The organism is Paenibacillus terrae (assembly GCF_005217525.1).
Lineage (GTDB): Bacteria > Bacillota > Bacilli > Paenibacillales > Paenibacillaceae > Paenibacillus > Paenibacillus terrae_C.
Genome location: NZ_PNXQ01000012.1, coordinates 619779 through 636209, shown reverse-complemented (window position 1 = coordinate 636209; position 16431 = coordinate 619779). Strand labels below are relative to the sequence as shown.

Annotated in this window: 15 protein-coding genes and 1 riboswitch; of the genes, 3 read left to right on the top strand and 12 right to left on the bottom strand. The window is 52.0% G+C overall.

The window, feature by feature from the left end; all coding sequences use genetic code 11:
* Positions 1–13: 13 nt before the first annotated feature.
* From cobS to cobD, 9 genes are all read right to left on the bottom strand, one after another.
* A complete protein-coding gene (gene cobS, locus C1I60_RS13070) occupies positions 14–886 on the bottom strand; it encodes an adenosylcobinamide-GDP ribazoletransferase (RefSeq protein WP_137062087.1) in 873 nt (290 codons plus the stop codon).
* Complete coding sequence (locus C1I60_RS26440; RefSeq protein WP_137062086.1) at positions 883–1647, bottom strand: bifunctional adenosylcobinamide kinase/adenosylcobinamide-phosphate guanylyltransferase; 765 nt, start codon at positions 1645–1647, stop codon at positions 883–885. The genes cobS and C1I60_RS26440 overlap by 4 nt, the downstream gene beginning before the upstream one ends.
* Positions 1644–2714, bottom strand: coding sequence for a nicotinate-nucleotide--dimethylbenzimidazole phosphoribosyltransferase (gene cobT / locus C1I60_RS13060; protein ID WP_137062085.1), 1071 nt, complete (start codon positions 2712–2714; stop codon positions 1644–1646). The genes C1I60_RS26440 and cobT overlap by 4 nt, the downstream gene beginning before the upstream one ends.
* A gap of 79 nt (positions 2715–2793) precedes the next feature.
* Positions 2794–3660: an ABC transporter ATP-binding protein gene (locus C1I60_RS13055; protein ID WP_137062084.1), complete on the bottom strand. Its 867-nt coding sequence runs from the start codon at positions 3658–3660 to the stop codon at positions 2794–2796.
* A complete protein-coding gene (locus C1I60_RS13050) occupies positions 3657–4703 on the bottom strand; it encodes a FecCD family ABC transporter permease (RefSeq protein ID WP_137062083.1) in 1047 nt (348 codons plus the stop codon). The genes C1I60_RS13055 and C1I60_RS13050 overlap by 4 nt, the downstream gene beginning before the upstream one ends.
* Positions 4700–5704, bottom strand: a complete 1005-nt coding sequence (locus C1I60_RS13045; RefSeq protein WP_137062082.1) for an ABC transporter substrate-binding protein — start codon at positions 5702–5704, stop codon at positions 4700–4702. Before C1I60_RS13045 ends, C1I60_RS13050 begins: the two co-directional genes overlap by 4 nt.
* Positions 5705–5911: 207 nt before the next feature.
* A riboswitch (cobalamin riboswitch) is annotated at positions 5912–6104 on the bottom strand.
* Positions 6105–6304: 200 nt separating this feature from the next.
* Positions 6305–7054, bottom strand: coding sequence for a histidine phosphatase family protein (locus C1I60_RS13040; RefSeq protein ID WP_252361713.1), 750 nt, complete (start codon positions 7052–7054; stop codon positions 6305–6307).
* Positions 7055–7098: 44 nt separating this feature from the next.
* Positions 7099–8070 carry an adenosylcobinamide-phosphate synthase CbiB gene (gene cbiB, locus C1I60_RS13035; RefSeq protein ID WP_137062080.1) on the bottom strand — a complete coding sequence of 324 codons (972 nt, stop codon included), beginning with the start codon at positions 8068–8070 and terminating at the stop codon, positions 7099–7101.
* Positions 8060–9163, bottom strand: a complete 1104-nt coding sequence (cobD, locus tag C1I60_RS13030; RefSeq protein WP_137062079.1) for a threonine-phosphate decarboxylase CobD — start codon at positions 9161–9163, stop codon at positions 8060–8062. Before cobD ends, cbiB begins: the two co-directional genes overlap by 11 nt.
* Before the next feature lie 164 nt (positions 9164–9327).
* Between cobD and lplA the strand changes: the two genes are divergently transcribed.
* Together lplA and C1I60_RS13020 are read left to right on the top strand one after the other, a co-directional pair.
* The gene (gene lplA, locus C1I60_RS13025) at positions 9328–10329 is read left to right on the top strand and encodes a lipoate--protein ligase (RefSeq protein WP_137062078.1); all 1002 of its coding nucleotides are present in this window, start codon (positions 9328–9330) and stop codon (positions 10327–10329) included.
* 162 nt (positions 10330–10491) lie between these two features.
* Entirely contained in the window at positions 10492–11292 is an 801-nt protein-coding gene (locus C1I60_RS13020; RefSeq protein ID WP_044644680.1) for a Cof-type HAD-IIB family hydrolase, read from the top strand.
* Positions 11293–11408: 116 nt separating this feature from the next.
* On the opposite strand, the gene C1I60_RS13015 is transcribed toward C1I60_RS13020, so the two are convergent.
* A complete protein-coding gene (locus tag C1I60_RS13015) occupies positions 11409–12320 on the bottom strand; it encodes a DMT family transporter (RefSeq protein WP_137062077.1) in 912 nt (303 codons plus the stop codon).
* A gap of 131 nt (positions 12321–12451) precedes the next feature.
* Between C1I60_RS13015 and C1I60_RS13010 the strand changes: the two genes are divergently transcribed.
* Positions 12452–13945: an aminotransferase-like domain-containing protein gene (locus tag C1I60_RS13010; RefSeq protein ID WP_137062076.1), complete on the top strand. Its 1494-nt coding sequence runs from the start codon at positions 12452–12454 to the stop codon at positions 13943–13945.
* Between the two features lie 9 nt (positions 13946–13954).
* Here the strand turns inward: C1I60_RS13010 and C1I60_RS13005 are convergent, their stop codons facing one another.
* On the bottom strand, positions 13955–14725 hold the full coding sequence (locus C1I60_RS13005; protein WP_137062075.1) for an MBL fold metallo-hydrolase: 771 nt from the start codon (positions 14723–14725) through the stop codon (positions 13955–13957).
* A gap of 153 nt (positions 14726–14878) precedes the next feature.
* The gene (locus C1I60_RS13000) at positions 14879–15940 is read right to left on the bottom strand and encodes a sulfate/molybdate ABC transporter ATP-binding protein (protein WP_137062074.1); all 1062 of its coding nucleotides are present in this window, start codon (positions 15938–15940) and stop codon (positions 14879–14881) included.
* Positions 15941–16431: the final 491 nt, after the last annotated feature.

The following is a 16431-nucleotide window of genomic DNA, read 5'->3' as shown; positions in this document are numbered from 1 at the left end:
TTTAAAAATCTGCTTACAGTCCGCACAAAATCACAATAAACAGCAATAAAACGGTCTCCAGCAATTCGTTCAAAGCTCCGTAAATATCCCCTGTCAGTCCACCCAAACGGCGGTTAATACGGCTTGCTGTGAAGCTTCCAACAGCATTGGCCAGCAGCGGCAGCAGCAAAAAGCCTGTCCAGATGGCTAATTCGCCCGGATGGGAAAAGATTGAATGCCCATACGCTGTAAAAGATGTATTGTCCATGTCCATGCCGCCTGTTCCTGTGAACCATCCGGCAATGATACATTGCCCTGCTGCGGCACCCAACGTGATGAGTACAGCCCAGAACACAGCCAATCCGGCACGTCTGCTACTCATATCGGCAAAACGCGCTGCCAGTCCATCATCATTACGAGCTTTCGGCCAGCGCTTCATCGCGCTTACCATAAACCAGCGGCTCCAAACCATCGGAAGCAGCAATAAACCGGACAGATCCCGTTCAGCCAGCACCGTATACAGCAAAGAAGCCTTGAGCATAAGCAACAACACACAAGCAATGACGCCCATCGCTCCTACACGGCTATCCTTCATAATCTCCAGCATCCGTTCACGGGAACGGTAGCTGAATAAAGCATCAGCCGCATCCATCCAGCCGTCCAGATGCAGTCCACCCGTGAGCCACACCCAAACGGCAAGAGTAAGAACTGCACATGGCAACGGTGGCAATACCAGAGAGGCAAGCGCTGCAAAGCACCATACGATGAGGCCGATGACCATCCCTACCAACGGATAATAGCTTGCACTACGTTTTAGCAGCTCTGGCGAAAAATCCAGCTCTGCCTTAACTGGAAGACGGGACAAAAATTGAAAAGCAGCCGCAATCGCCTGACGTTCGCCACTCATAGCTTGTATTCCAACTGTTTTAATTCTACGGGAATGCCAGCCGTCACCAAAAATACCTCATCACAAAGGCGGGCGATCCGCTGATTCATCACCCCGCTTAAATCCCGATACAGCCGTCCAAGCGGATACTCGGGCACAATGCCATCACCGACCTCATTGGTCACGATGACAAGTGGCCCCGGATACTGCTCCACAGCTATCGCCAGTTCATCCATGGCGGCACGGGCCGCAGCATCGCCGTCCTTGCCTGCGGCCAGCAGCACGTTCGACAGCCAGAAGGTCAGGCAGTCGACCAGCACCATCGGTGCGGACGCTGGCTGCGGTGCTTGGCTGGCGTGCAGATCGACAGTGCCATTGCCGATCTGCTGTTCCGCAGCGGCAGACCGCGCCGCAGAATGCAAAACGCTGCGGCCTTCGCCTGTTGGCGATGCGTCGGCAGGCTGCGCCACTGAGAACGCAGCAGATGCCCCCGACGCGGAGGCTTCGTCGGCAGGCTTGTCGCCTTGCGCAGCCAGCCGTGGCTCTACGCCGCTGCCCAGGCGCCACAGCAGCTCCGGCAGCGCCTGCGCTTCCTCCAGCGTCTGCCAGTCGTACCCGGCAGACTCGCGCTGGAGCCGATGAAGGGCGATACGCTCCTTCATCTCCACGTCATAGGCTTGCGCCGTTGCAATGTAGCAGGCGCGCGGGGCGCGCGACATGCACAATCGCTCGGCAAAGCCGCTTTTACCGCTGCGTGCGCCGCCGGTCACGAGCGCCTTCATCGCTGCGCGGCTCCCTGACCGTCCGATACGCCTGCATCGGCAAAGGTCGCCATTTCGCGCATAATGCGGCACGCCGCATCAATCAGGTGCAGGCTAAGCGCACCGCCTGTGCCCTCCCCGAGCCGCATGTCCAGATGAAGCATCGGCTCCAGCTTGAGCTCGCGGAGCACCGCCGCGTGCCCGCGCTCGTCCGAGGCGTGCGAAGCGAGCATATACGCTGCGCTTGCAGGCGCAAGTGTACGCGCAGCCAGCGCAGCAGCGCCCGAGATAAAGCCGTCCAGCACGACCGGACAGCGATGAGCGGCTGCGCCGAGGATGACGCCTGCCAAGGCGGCTATCTCCAGACCGCCGACCTTGGTCAGTACGTCAAGGGCGTCGTTTCCGTCAGGCTGGTTCACGTCCAATGCGCGGCAGACGACCGCTATTTTACGGGTCAGCCCAGCCGAATCCACACCTGTGCCCCGGCCGACGATTATTTCTGGCTCCAGCCCGGTAAGAGCACATACGACCGCAGCGCTGGCCGTCGTATTTCCAATGCCCAGCTCTCCGGTTACGAACAGTCGTGTGCCGCCTTTGACTGCTTCCGCCACGGCTTCAGCTCCAGCCAAAATCGCTTGCTCGGCTTCCGTACGCAGCATCGCCGGCCCCTTCGCCATGTTTGCGGTACCCATACGCACCTTACGGTTCACCAGATCCGCATGAGCGACATCTGCGTTCACACCCACGTCTACCACTTTGACATCTGCGCCTGCATGACGTGCCAGCACGTTAATTGCCGCGCCACCGGACAGCATGTTATACAGCATTTGCTGTGTAACCTCAGCCGGGAAGGCGCTGACCCCCTCTTCACACACACCATGATCCGCTGCCATGACCATAACCGTTTTGCGGTTAAACTCAGGCTTGTCCACCCCCGTAATGCCTGCCAACTGTATAGCCAGACTTTCCAGCTTTCCCAGACTTCCCGGTGGCTTCGTTAATTGATCCAGATGCTCCGAGGCCGCCAAGGCTGCCGCCCCGTCCTGCTGTGCAATGCTGGCGATCAACTGCTGTAATTTTTCGTTCATGCCCTTCACTCCCTGCTCCCTATATGTGTTTAGCGATCTCATCATAAATTCTGTTGCTTCAGCACTTGGCTCAAGCAAGCTACTCAAGTCGTTCACCCTGACCAGATACATCCCTTGCACGTCTTCGCAGTAAAAGCTGCGGCACACCACTATCCGGGTGAGGCAGCATCACTGGCTCAACACCATACACATGGCGTATTTGTTCCTCTGTTAACAGCTCTGATGAAGCTCCTAACCCCTCAACCATCCCATCCTTGAGCACAAGCAAATCATCACAAAACTGGGCAGTCAAATTGAGATCATGCAGAACAGATATAATCGTCACACCTGTTTCCCGGCGCCATTCCGCCAGCAGCTCCATAAATTCAAGCTGATAGCGCAGATCCAGATAGGTTGTAGGCTCATCCAGCAGCAAAATCTGCGGCTCCTGCACCATCACCTTCGCCAAAGCCACGCGCTGCCGCTGTCCCCCACTCAAACGGTCTAACGGCCTGTCCGCCAAGCTGGTAAGACCCAGCCTCTCCAGCACACGATCCGTGATGACTCCCGGGTCCATCCCTTTTTCCTTTTCCAACTTTTCTCTGCCAAACCAGTCCTGATGGGGAAATCGCCCCATTTCCACGACTTCCCTTACCGTGTAACCGACCGGGGGAAGCCCTTCCTGCTGGAGTACAGCTACGAGGCGGGAAAGCTCTTTTCTGCCATAGCTGCTGACCTTTTTACCATATACAAGCACGTTGCCCGAAGTCGGGTGATCCACACCGGAAAGCAGATGCAGCAACGTCGATTTTCCACTTCCGTTCGGACCGATGATCCCCCACCAATCTCCTTCGTCTATGCTCCAGCTAATATTTTTTAACGCATGGAACTCACCGAAATCACGACTCAGACTGGTAATCTCCAAGGCACGGACCCGCAGCTTTTGTGGTCCACCTAGCTCCTTCACAGCAATCCCCCCCTGCGCAGCTTCTTGTTCCGGTACAGGAGATATGCGAAGAACGGAGCACCGACAAAGGCTGTCATGACACCAAGCGGAATTTCCGTCGGAGCCAGTAGCGTACGTGCCGCAGTATCGGCCCAAGCCATAAAAATAGCCCCGCCCAGCGCGGATAACGGAACAATCATCCGATAGTCGGGACCCGTCACCAAACGGATGATATGCGGTACAACAAGTCCCACAAAGCCAATCACTCCGCATACCGAGACAGCCGAGGCTGTCAGCAGCGTGGATATGATCAGAACAGATAACTTCGTTGCATCTACATTAACCCCCATATGAGCCGCCTGACGTTCACCCAAGGCCAGAATGTTCAGCACTCGTGCCCGGTTCCACAGAAACACCAGCCCAATGACCACATAAGGCAAAAGGATGCCTGTATACGACCAACCGCGCAGACTGAGGCTTCCCATTGTCCAGTACAATATTTCATTGACCGTCTCCCTGGACATGGCTGTCAGAAAGGAAACGACGGCTCCCAAAAAAGATTGCATCACCACACCCGATAAAATAAGGCTTTGCGTCGGAATTTTGCCGCCTTCCCTCGCCAGTGTCAGCACCATCCACAACGTCAGCATTCCGGTCGTAAACGCCACCAGCGGCAGTGTCCATACGCCTACAAACGAAAATTGAAGCCCCCAATAAATAAGCACTGCTGCCCCTACCGAAGCCCCCGAGGATACCCCCAGCGTGTAAGGATCAGCAAGCGGATTGCGCAGCACACCCTGAAATCCGGCTCCCGCCAGCGCAAGCGCTGCGCCTACCAGCATACCCAGTAACACACGCGGCAGTCTGACCTTCAAAATAATCTGCTCTGTAGATGTATTCCAATCCGGTGTAACCGTCTCACCTAACCACGGCAGATGGTTGACCAGAATACCCGCGATTTGGCTGACGGGAAGCTTGGCCGAACCGATGCCGAGACAGAGCAGCAGCGTCAGCAGCAATAAGGCGAGGCCTGCCCCTCCAAAGCCGATCAGCCTACGATTCATTTGAAAATTTCAGGATACACACCCTTGGCCACTTCCTTGAGACCTTCCGTTACCCGCGGACCCGGACGACTGATCAAATTATCATCCACCGCAAACACCCGGTTGAGACGAACAGCCGATATTTGATCCCACCCACTACGGGCTTTGATGATATCGCCCAGTGTCTGGCCTGTTTTGTCGTCCTTGACATTTTTGCTGTATAAAATGACGTCCGGATTGGCCGCAATAATATTTTCCTCACTGATCTGGTACCAGCCCTTTTGGGTTGCAGCGACATTTTCCCCGCCCGCCAAAGAAATCAGCTCGTCCATAAACTCGCCCTTGCCGACCGTCCAACCGGGTGAAAATTCGACGTAGACTCTCAGCTTTTGCCCTTTACCGATATTTTTAACACCGTTTTTCACTTCCGCTACATCGGCTCTCATCTTGTCGGTTACCGCTCTCGCTTCTTTCTGATGATCGGTAATTTTCCCATATAGTTCGATGTTAGCCATGACATCTTCAACCGTTTTCGGCTCGGTTTTAAAAATCATAATTCCCAGGTCACGCAGCTTGGTTGTCGCCTGCTCACTGAGTGATATCCCTGCAAAAACGACTTCCGGATTCGCAGCAATGATCGCCTCTTCATTCGGCTTCATTATGCCGCCCACTTTGGGCTTCTTCGTAGCTGCTTCCGGGTAATCCGAATAGTCCGATACACCGACAATTTCCTTATCCAGTCCGATGGCGAACAGCGCCTCGGTTTCAGCCGGGGAGACGGAAACGATTTTGTCCGGCGCTTTTTTGAACGTAAACTCCTGCCCGGTCGCATCCTTAATGGTCAGCGGGTAGACCGTTTTGCCCGGAGGCTCCTGAGCGGTTGCCGTCTGTCCCGGTTGCTGTGAGGCTTGATCCCCTTTATTTTCAGCGTTCTTTCCGTTAGCTCCACATGCACTCAGCACAACCGCCAAGACCAGAGCCAATAAGCCTGTAGTCCAGACCTTTATTCTATTCCCTGCCATGATTTACACCCCTCCATATAAATTCTTTTAAGAGCGTCACTTGAACATCATCCGATATCTGCAAAATCCAGCCTTCTTTTCCTTTCAAAAAACCCCTGCATCCTCAGATAAGGACACAGGGGTCACGTTAGCGCAGATCGTACGCAGGCGGCAGTTTCTTCCGCATGGACAGTCACTGCGAACACGTCATCCTTTCCTCGAAGGACTATGGTGACAGGCGGACGGGCAGGTATCCTGACTTACAGAAACATGCGACAGCCTGCTGCTCCTTCATAAGCTTGTGGCACATAAAGCAGAGCGGGCTGGCAATTTTCCATTTACAGTGGCGGGACCGCGCCGGATTTACACCGGCTTCCCTTTTAACAGCGCACCGGAAAGAACCCGAGGGTTTCATTCCACTGCGCCGACCTCGTCTGCTGGATATTTGATGTAGTGCTGGTCAAGCCGTTCTTTTACTTGATGATTATAGGTTAAAAAAGACTGGCTTACAACCCAAACCGCCTGTTAACCTGCCCTATGTCTGTGATTATGAGAAGTATATAGGTAGTTAATTTATCCCGGTTTTTCAAGAGTAGCGAATGCGGAGAAGAGCTATAAACATCATGTCTGCTCGACCAACCATCCGGTGAATTTGTGCCCTGTAACCAAATCCAGATGCGATGCTGTAGAACGGGTAGTGGTTAAATCTTCAAGCAGCTTTTGCTCCAACCTCAACTGAATCGTAATGGCCGCTCCCGGCTTCGGATTCAGGCTCCAAAAATCATGCCTCGGCACCAGCATACAAGCCAACTGACGAATCACTCCCCCATGCGTAACGACCAGAACGGAAGGCGGAGCATCAGACAAACCTGTTTTCTGAATCTCCATCATTTTAGGCCACTCATACAAAGAGTCTAGAAATTCACCAAGGCGGTTCACAAAGTCTTTCCAGGGCTCTCCACCCGGCGGCGTAACCCGTTGCGGCTCATCAATCCACGCGCGGTACAACGCCTCATCCTTGAGCATATCATACGTTTTTCCATCCCATTCCCCAAAATGAAGCTCTCTCAGACGTGGCTCCATGATGGCAGACCAAGCAGACATATTATCTGGTTTCAGTTCCGATTCTGGCAAAATGATCTGCAAGGTCTGACGACAACGTATCAAGTCACTGCAATAGATTCGGGCAAAGGAATATCTCTGTAATTGTTCCCGCAAAGGCTCTAATTCCTGCTCTGCTCCCGGTAGCAAGCCCAGATCGGAGTGCCCCAGATATCGACGTTCCCTGTTCCATAAGGTTGTGCCGTGACGTACCAGCACAAGCTCCAAATCCCATGGCGGGTTTTCTGTAAAATCATGCTTCAAGGTCATCTCACTTCCTGCTCTATTCCCAGTGTTCGGTGCGTCACGCTTCATCACTGCGTCCACCCCAATGCATAGCATCCGGCGGACACGAACAGACACAATCCCGCAAACATGCTGGACACGGCAAACATCAGCCGGATCGTATGTCGGATATCATCCGGCTCCATCTGTCGTACCTGCTCTCCCATATATGCACGGAAGGAGCGCACGCCATGATATACATTATAGCCCCCGAGGCGAATTCCCAACGCACCCGCAACTGCTGATTCTGGAAAACCACTGTTCGGACTGGGATGCAGCCGCGCATCTCGCCTTACCGTACGCCAGCTACGTCCAGCATCATGCCGATAAATCCACGCCGCTACTACCAGCATCCCCGCTGTCAGGCGTGCCGGGATGTAATTAGCGACATCATCCAGACGTGCCGAGGCCCAGCCCAAATGCAGATACTTTTCATTTTTGTAGCCAACCATGGAATCGAGGGTATTCACGGCACGATAAGCAAGAGCTAAGGGTGCTCCCCCGATCAGGGCATAAAAAAGCGGGGAAATAATCGCGTCCACGATATTTTCAGCCACTGTTTCGACGGTACCGCGTACAATCTCAGGCTCATCAAGCTGCTGCGTATCCCGCCCAACGATCATCCCCAACTCCCGGCGTGCCGCAGGCAGGTCACCCGCCTTCAATTCCCGATAGACTGCCATTCCCGCGTCCTTTAGTCCTTTGGAAGCAATCGTGGTGGCGATCAGCACCATTTCCGCGCCGATAGACAGCCACGGATGAATCCAGGCAAACCAGCGCAGTAGCGCCCAGGCAAGCGCGAAGGAGCCGCCCACCACAATTAGTGGCAGCAGCAAGCCAGCGCGTTTCAAACCACGGTCACTGTGAACCCGGCGGCGAATCGCCTTTTCCAAGGCAGAAATGGCATGTCCCATGCCGATGACCGGATGTGGCAACCACCTCGGATCGCCGATCAGCCTGTCCAGAAGATATGCAGCCATTATGATCAAGCTAACTATCACGCCGCCGTTCCTCCTCCAGCACTTCGCCCAATACCGACAGCAGCGTGCCGTTGGCTTCCGCGTCCTTGACCGCAATTCGAAAATGGCTCGTCGTCAGCCCCGGGTACATGGCACAGCTTCGTATAAGAATCCCGCGCTGTCCAAGCGCCTGTTGAATGGCCGATGCACTCCACGTCCCCGGCGCCCGTGCCAGCACGTAATTCGCTTCACCGGGGATGACACCGCAGCCCCATTCCGCCAAAGCGGTCAGCAGACGACTACGCTCCGTAGCAATCAGCTCCTGCGTGCGGCGCTCATACGCCTCACCGCTTCGCAAACATGCCTCACCAGCCAGCAACGCCAGTCCGTTCACGCTCCAGGTTACCTGCTTGGCCGTCATTCGCCGGATATAATCCGGATGAGCAACCGCGTAGCCCAAGCGCAAGCCTGGAATGGCATAAAATTTCGTCATCGACCGGATCAAAATCACATGGGGATACCGATCCAGCACAGGCAGCAGTGAAATTTGCCGCTCTAGCGGGATAAAATCAATAAACGCTTCATCCACCACCAGCACGGTGCCCATTTTCCCCGCTGCCTCTGCCAGCTCCCGCAGCTCCTGATCGCCGTATTGTACACCGTTCGGATTATTCGGCTGACCGAGGAACAGAACATCCACCTGCTCCATGAGCTGAAGTATGTCTTCCACGTCCGCCTTCCATTGAAGCGAGGCCTTGCCGTACACCCGGCTTACCTCGGCTCCGAATTTACCCGCCAGCTCGGCATATTCCGAAAAGCACGGCTCCACTGTGCCTACACGCTTGGGAGCCAGTCCCAGTAACAGCAACGCCATGCTCTCAGCCGCGCCGTTTCCGATACTCAGCGACTCTGGTGGAACATGCAGTCGCCGCGCCAGCATATTTTTAAAATTCCGGTGCCCGGGATCTGGATAGCGAACCACAGTGTCCAACGCACTTTGCAGCACCTCAAGCACCTCCGGTGGCGGACCCAGCGGATTAATATTTGCGCTAAAATCTACAAAATCCGCAGCCGCCCCGCCGAATGTCGCCGCAGCCGTCTCCCTGTCCCCGCCGTGACCGTAAACCTCAATCATTGCCTATCATCCTTTCCGACCGTTCCGAATCATTTAGCTCCATTATGGGACTGCTTTTTGCGTCCCGTCAATGCAAATGAGCTTTTGTGTACGTCGCTGACTTGGGTTACAATAGAAAGAGCTACACATAAAACTACACAGTTTGTATATACGGAGGAATGGACATGCTGTTCATCGACAACCAGGGCATACACGATCCAGCCATTAATCTTGCCATTGAGGAGTACGCGCTCAAGCATCTTCAGTTGGACGACAGCTATCTGCTGTTTTACATTAATCAGCCTTCTATTATTATAGGCAAGCATCAAAATACCATTGAAGAAATCAACGCCGAGTTTGTCAGAGACAACAACATTCAAGTCGTTCGTCGCCTGTCCGGCGGCGGGGCTGTATATCATGACCTCGGTAATTTAAATTTCAGCTTCATTACCAAGGATAACGGGGAGTCCTTTCATAATTTCCTCAAATTCACGCAGCCTGTCATAGACGCCCTGCGCCAAATGGGTGTGGAAGCCGAAATGACTGGACGCAACGATCTTCAGGTCGGTGAGCGCAAAATTTCAGGGAACGCGCAATTTGCCACACGCGGACGCATGTTCAGCCATGGTACATTGATGTTTAACCTGAATCTGGACAATGTGGCTGCATCACTGCACGCCAATCCCGAAAAGTTTAAATCCAAAAGTACCAAATCTGTCCGCAGCCGCGTTGCTAACATCAGCGAGCTGATGGACCGCGAGATGACCATTGAGCAATTCCGCGAGGAGCTGCTGCGTCACATATTCGGTGCAGAGGTGGACCAGGTACCCCAATATAAGCTAACCGATGCCGATTGGGCCAAAATCCATGAAATTTCCGCTGAACGCTACCAATCGTGGGATTGGAATTACGGTCAATCCCCTGAAAGCAATATCAAGCACACACGTAAATTTCCGGTTGGCATTATTGATATCCGCATGGATCTCAAGGAAGGCCACATCCGTGATATTAAAATCTACGGCGATTTCTTCGGTGTGGGTGACGTTGCTGATATTGAAAATATTCTGCGCGGCAAACGCTACGATGAAGGTGAGGTTCGTCAAGCCTTGTCCCCTCTTGATTTGAAGCATTATTTCGGAAATATTGAGCTGGATGATTTTGTAGGACTCGTATTTTTGGAAGACTAACAGCCACTTTTTCCCATTGATTCAATCCAATTCTTCAGTGGTTATAAGGGGACAGGCTCTTAAGGGAGTCGTCCCCTTTTCATTGTGATATTGTCATTTTGAATATTATAAGATACAATTTGGACATTGCCCCATGATAGAGATAAAGGAGAGAATACCGATATGTATAAATTAATTGCCATTGATATTGATGATACACTCATTAACGACCAGAAAGAAGTTACTCCTGCAACGCAACTGGCGCTTGAAGCTGCTGTAGCCAAAGGTGTCGTGGTTACACTTGCAACAGGACGTGCTTATGCATCTGCCAAACAACTCGCCCGCCAAACTGGCTTGAACGTTCCGATCATTACGTACCAAGGTGCCTTGATTAAAAACCTGCTGGACGAAAACGTGCTGTATGAGCGTTATGTTCCACTCGTGGCTGCACGTCGCTTGTATGAATTCTGCGTGGAACGCAATTTGCATCTGCAAACGTATATAGATGACAAATTGTACACACGTGAAGATAATCAGAAAATCAAAGATTACACCGCGCTAAACAATACGGAATATTTTGTTGAGCCTGTATTCAGCAAATTGGTAGAACTTCCTACGCCTAAAATGCTGATTATTGACGAGCCGGAAGTGCTTGACAAATTGATTCCAGAACTGCGCGAGCTGCTTGGTGATGAAGTGCATATTACCAAATCCAAGCCTCATTTTCTGGAAATCATGCATCATGAAGGCACTAAGGGTCACGCTCTTACGTTCCTTGCTAACCATTACGGCTGTGATCTGTCCGAAACGATTGCAATCGGCGACTCCTGGAATGATCACGAAATGCTCGAATGCGCAGGCCTCGGCATAGCGATGGAGAATGCCATTCCTGATTTGAAAAAGCTGGCTGATTACATCACTAGCAGCAATAACGAAGACGGTGTTAAGCACGCCATCGACAAATTCGTGCTGAATGCTGAATAATTTGTGCTAATGAAATAGCAACACAACAAAACCTCCAAACGTCGCATATTCAGTAACACGCGGCAGCTTGGAGGTTTTTTCTGTCCTATCATAGGGTGCCTAACAGCTTCTGAATATCAGGCAGCAGAACGCACCTTTCGCCTGTTCACCAGACGGATCATTCCATTGTTCATAAGCATTAATCCGGTCACAATGAGCAACACTCCCGCCAGCATCCACCAGCTTACATGCTCTCCGTACACCAAGGCTCCCAATCCCACCGCAATCGGCGGTGAAATATACAACCACGTCGTCGGGAAAAGAGGATTTGTACGCTCCATGAGCCAGTAAAACAGTGTATGTGCAATCATCGAACCAAACAGAATCAGATACAATAAAGAGCCCATGGCAGGAAGGTACTGCCACCCCTCAGAACTCCACGGCTCCGTAATCGCAGACAGTAACAGCAGCATCCATCCCCCATGGAGCATTTGCACCGCATTCAGAGCAATCGGGTTGGTTTCACGAAATACATCCATCACCCGCTTGGAATAAAGAGCACCCCCGGAATAACACAGCTCCCCCAGCAAAATGACAAGGCATCCCGCCAGCCACAGGCCGCTAATCTGAACCGCCAATCCGGGCAGCACCACCAGCACCACGCCAAGAAAGCTGATCATGCAGCCAATGACTGTAATCCGCGACGTTTTTTGCCTTAGCAGCATTGATTGCAAAATAACAATCATCATCGGTCCGGTAGCTGACAAAATAGCTCCGATCCCCGAACTGACATATTGCTCTGCCCAATACAAGGCTGAAAACGTACCAAAGGTCGTTCCCGCTCCAATGAGTACCATTTCCTTCTGCCATAATAACGACCAGCGAACTTTCCCCATCATCTTCATGGCGATAAACAAAATAGCTCCTGCCGCGAAAAAACGTACGCCTGCCGAAAAAAACGGAGGAAGTCCCGCTTCTACTCCCACTTTTATTGCCAAAAACGTTGTACCAAAAATAAGACACATTATCGTAAACGCGATACCAATCATGATACGTCCCTCTCCCTTCAGTTGCTTTCAAGCATACAGGGAGACGAACAGAACAGATGTATACCTACAGAACAGTTGTATGCGGTTTTGAAATGTTTTATAGTAAAATACACAAAAGGAGTGTGGAGCGAGTGGGCAAGAACAACAGCGAATTACTTTTTCCAGCCGATCATGCCTTAAAGCTGTATGAGCAGGTCATCCATTATGTGACTGTGCGGATTGATCGCGGGGATTGGCAAGCAGACACGAAGCTGCCATCCGTACGAAGCCTGGCTCAGGAGTTGGGTGTACATCGGCTAACCGTTTTCCGGGCCTATCAGGAGTTGAAGCAACGGGGGCTGGTTTATGTAAAGGACAAATCTGGATATTATGTTCATGCTTCCCCAGCGACCGGCCATGCGAAATATGCTGGCTACCCGGGGCATTCATCCATTGACCTTACGTTTCACTCCGAATCCGCCCATGCGGCAGATGATCCGTCTGTTTCAGCCTGGAGGGGAATGGATGGACTTAGCCGCGTTCAATCGGTGAATGCGAATTTTCAGTTTTCCAAAGCGCTGATTGACCCGTCTCTCCTGCCCAACCGATATTGGGGTGAGCTGATGATGCAGGTATTTGAAAAGCATCCGAAAGTAGCGGCCACTTATTCCTCTGTACAGGGCGATTCCGAGCTTCGGGATGCGATGGCGCAGCATTTTAGCGTCGATAAGCATTTTGCATTGTCACCAGACGAAGTACTGATTACTTCCGGAGCACAGCAGGCCATCGACCTGATTTCCCGTTCTCTGATCCAGACAGGGGATCGCGTATTGACCGAGCGTCCCGCTTATGGCCCTGCTATGGAAATATTCCGCAGACAAGGTGCGCGCCTGACCATGACCGATATCCGACCGGAAGGCTATGATATGGAACACATTGAATGGTGCATGAAGACAGAAAAGCCACGTGCGTTCTATATCAATCCAACGTTTCATAACCCGACTGGCTTCACGGTACCCGATGAACAGCGCAAACGTCTGCCCGAGCTGGCCGAGCGCTACGGCTGCCTTATTGTCGAGGACGACAGTACCTATGACATCAGCTTTGGGCAAAAGCCGCCGTTACCTATTTTTGCTTATGATATTTCGGGAAGCGTCGTCTACATTCGCAGCTATAGCAAATATGTCGCGCCAGGTCTGCGAATCGCAGCCGTGACTTGCCGGCCACAGCTTATGAACAGCCTGCTGAACGTCAAAGCGCTGGTAGATAACGGCTCGCCACTGCTGAATCAAAAGCTGTTCCTGCAATACTTTCAATCTCCACGCATGCAGCAGCATCTCAAAAAGATATGTATCGCGCTCCAGATCCGTAAGGAAACGATGGAAGACAGCCTCCGCGATTCCGGCTGGACATGGACCAGCCCGGCAGGCGGCCTCAGTCTGTGGCTCCAGTTGCCTTCTACGTTGAAACCTAATGAACTGCTCGCCAAATGCGTACAGGAGTCGGTCACCTTCGTACCGGGTAATGTATTCGATCCGATTGGCGAGGAAGGCAAAACACATGTGAGATTGTCCTATTCGTATGCCAATGAGTTGCAAATCAAAGAAGGCATCGCGACCCTTCTCCGCATCAGCCGAACGATGTAAGGGACAGCATTATTCCAATGGCAGGCTCATTCCAGTCCGTGCCAGGCTGATCCCTTCCAGAAGCCCGTAGTTGCGTGTGACATCCACATCATGGGACATATGTGTAAACACGGTGCTGTTGGGCTGGAGTCTCTCTATAAGCTCCTGAGCCTCCAGCATGTCATATACCGAGCGGGTTGCATATTCGGCCTCTTCATGATAAAAGCTCGTTCCCAGTATGAGCATATCCAGATTGTGCAGGGGCAGAATTTCCGCATCATTTAGTCCGATTGAATCCGAACAGTAGGCCCACGAGAAGCCGTCCTTTTCCAATCGATAAGCGTAAGCATATCCGTTCTTCCCGTGATTCACACGCCAACCCCGGATATTCCATCCACCAAGCAAGGCTCCCTGATCGACAGGGATAAGGTCAATATGCCCCGGAAGCCAGGAAAATTGACGCAGGATCGTGTCGATGACCTCTTGTGGAGCGTACAAACGACCTCTGTTCCCGGTCCAGCGACAGGCGTCCGCCCATTCCGGCAGTCCTCCAATATGGTCAAAATGTGCATGCGTCACGAGAATCGTACGGATGAAGCGAAGCCCGCGTATTTCCATCTGCTCGGACCAGTCCGGGCCGCAATCAATCATAAAGTCCTCCGTCTCGCTTTCGATCAGTACAGACGACCTCAGCCTCACATTTGCCCCTGTCGTGCGGGCCTCCGTACATACGAGACAATCACAATACACACGCGGAACACCCATCGCATCCCCCGTGCCAAGAAAAATAAGCCGATTCATGGTTTAACTCCTATCTATACTGGTTGTTTTTACTACTATTATATCGAACACACCAACCTTGCGTAAATCCTCCACTCCCAACGCCAAAAAGAGCATGCCCCAAACCCCTAAATACAGGCGGACATCCCCTTTATGTTTGATCGCGTTAAAATTTTAAATCATAACAGGCATTGGATCCTTCTTGAGACGGTTTTCCACCATCCAACTGGACTGGTCGTTATACAGATAAGCCCGATGCACTAGCACGCGCACCTGCTGACCAGGCTCCAGCATGGACTTCTCCAGCGAACGGTACGTCATGAGTCGATGATCCCCGACCTGTACTTCAACCATCCATTCACTCCCCCGAAAATGCAAATGCTTCACAATGCCTTCCTCGGTCGCCGACAAAAGCGCAAACTCCTCGCTTGGCCCGACATCAATATACTCCGGACGGATCAAGGCACGCGCTCCCGTTCCGGCAGCTTCCTCGAAGCCTTTGAGACTGTCCGCTTGCTCGATCACCGTCGATTCCCCGATAAAGGAAGCTACGAACGGCGTCCCCGGCTTTTTATAGATATCCCAAGGTGTTCCCTTCTGCTCCAGCCGTCCCTGATTAATCACCATAATTTCATCGGCTACTTCAATAGCCTCATCCTGATCATGCGTGACGAAAATCGAAGTGATCCCCACCCGCTCAATCAACTCCCGCAGCCAGGTACGCAGCTCTTGGCGAATCTTGGCGTCAATGGCTGCAAAAGGCTCATCCAGCAGCAGCAATTGAGGCTCTGGTGCCAAGGCGCGTGCAAAAGCAACCCGCTGCCGTTGTCCACCGGACAACTGATGCGGATAACGATGCTCGAAGCCTTTGAGTCCTGTCAGCTCGACCAGCTCTGTGACGCGTTCCTTGATGCGGGCTTTGGAGCTTTTTTTCACTTTTAGACCAAAGGCAATATTGTCATACACGCTCATGTGCTTGAACAAAGCATAGTTTTGAAATACAAATCCGATTCCGCGTTCCTGCGGGGCCAGCTCGTTTACCCTTTTTCCGTGAAAATGAATTTCGCCCGCATCCGGTTGCTCCAGACCCGCCAAAATCCGAAGAATGGACGTTTTACCGCCACCACTCGGACCGAGTAAACCAATCAAATGACCCGCTTGAATATCAAAGGATACGTCCTTAACCGCGTGAAAATTACCGAAATGCTTGTTTAAACCCCTTACTTCTACATGCATAACCGTACACTTCCTTTCCGCTTCTGAACCTGTGCAGGAGCAGCAACCTTGCTTACGGCAAAGCGCATACCTCATTTGAAATCATATTATTATTCCAATGTATATACTATGTTTTTCTTATGTGATACTTTATCAAAGGAAAGCTTTCGTCGTCAACTCTATATATTACGTCAGGTGTTCATTGGGTAAAGTAAAATGGGTAAAGTAATAAGAAGAAGGGAGAGGGGAATAATGTTGCATACTTTAGAATTATCCACTAGCGGACGAGATGAGATACGTGATATTACACGCTGCGCCAGTATCATGTAAAAGTCATAAAGGGCTGACCATGTAAAAAAACAGACCATGATGTTCTCCTGCTGGATGCATCATCGTCTGTTACAATCTTAGTCGCTTTCGCAAATTACCGTAATGATAAGGCACCGTCATGAAGTGAATATACCCAGAAAAGCGTCCTACAGATTCATAGCCGAGGCGTGTGATTGCAGGTA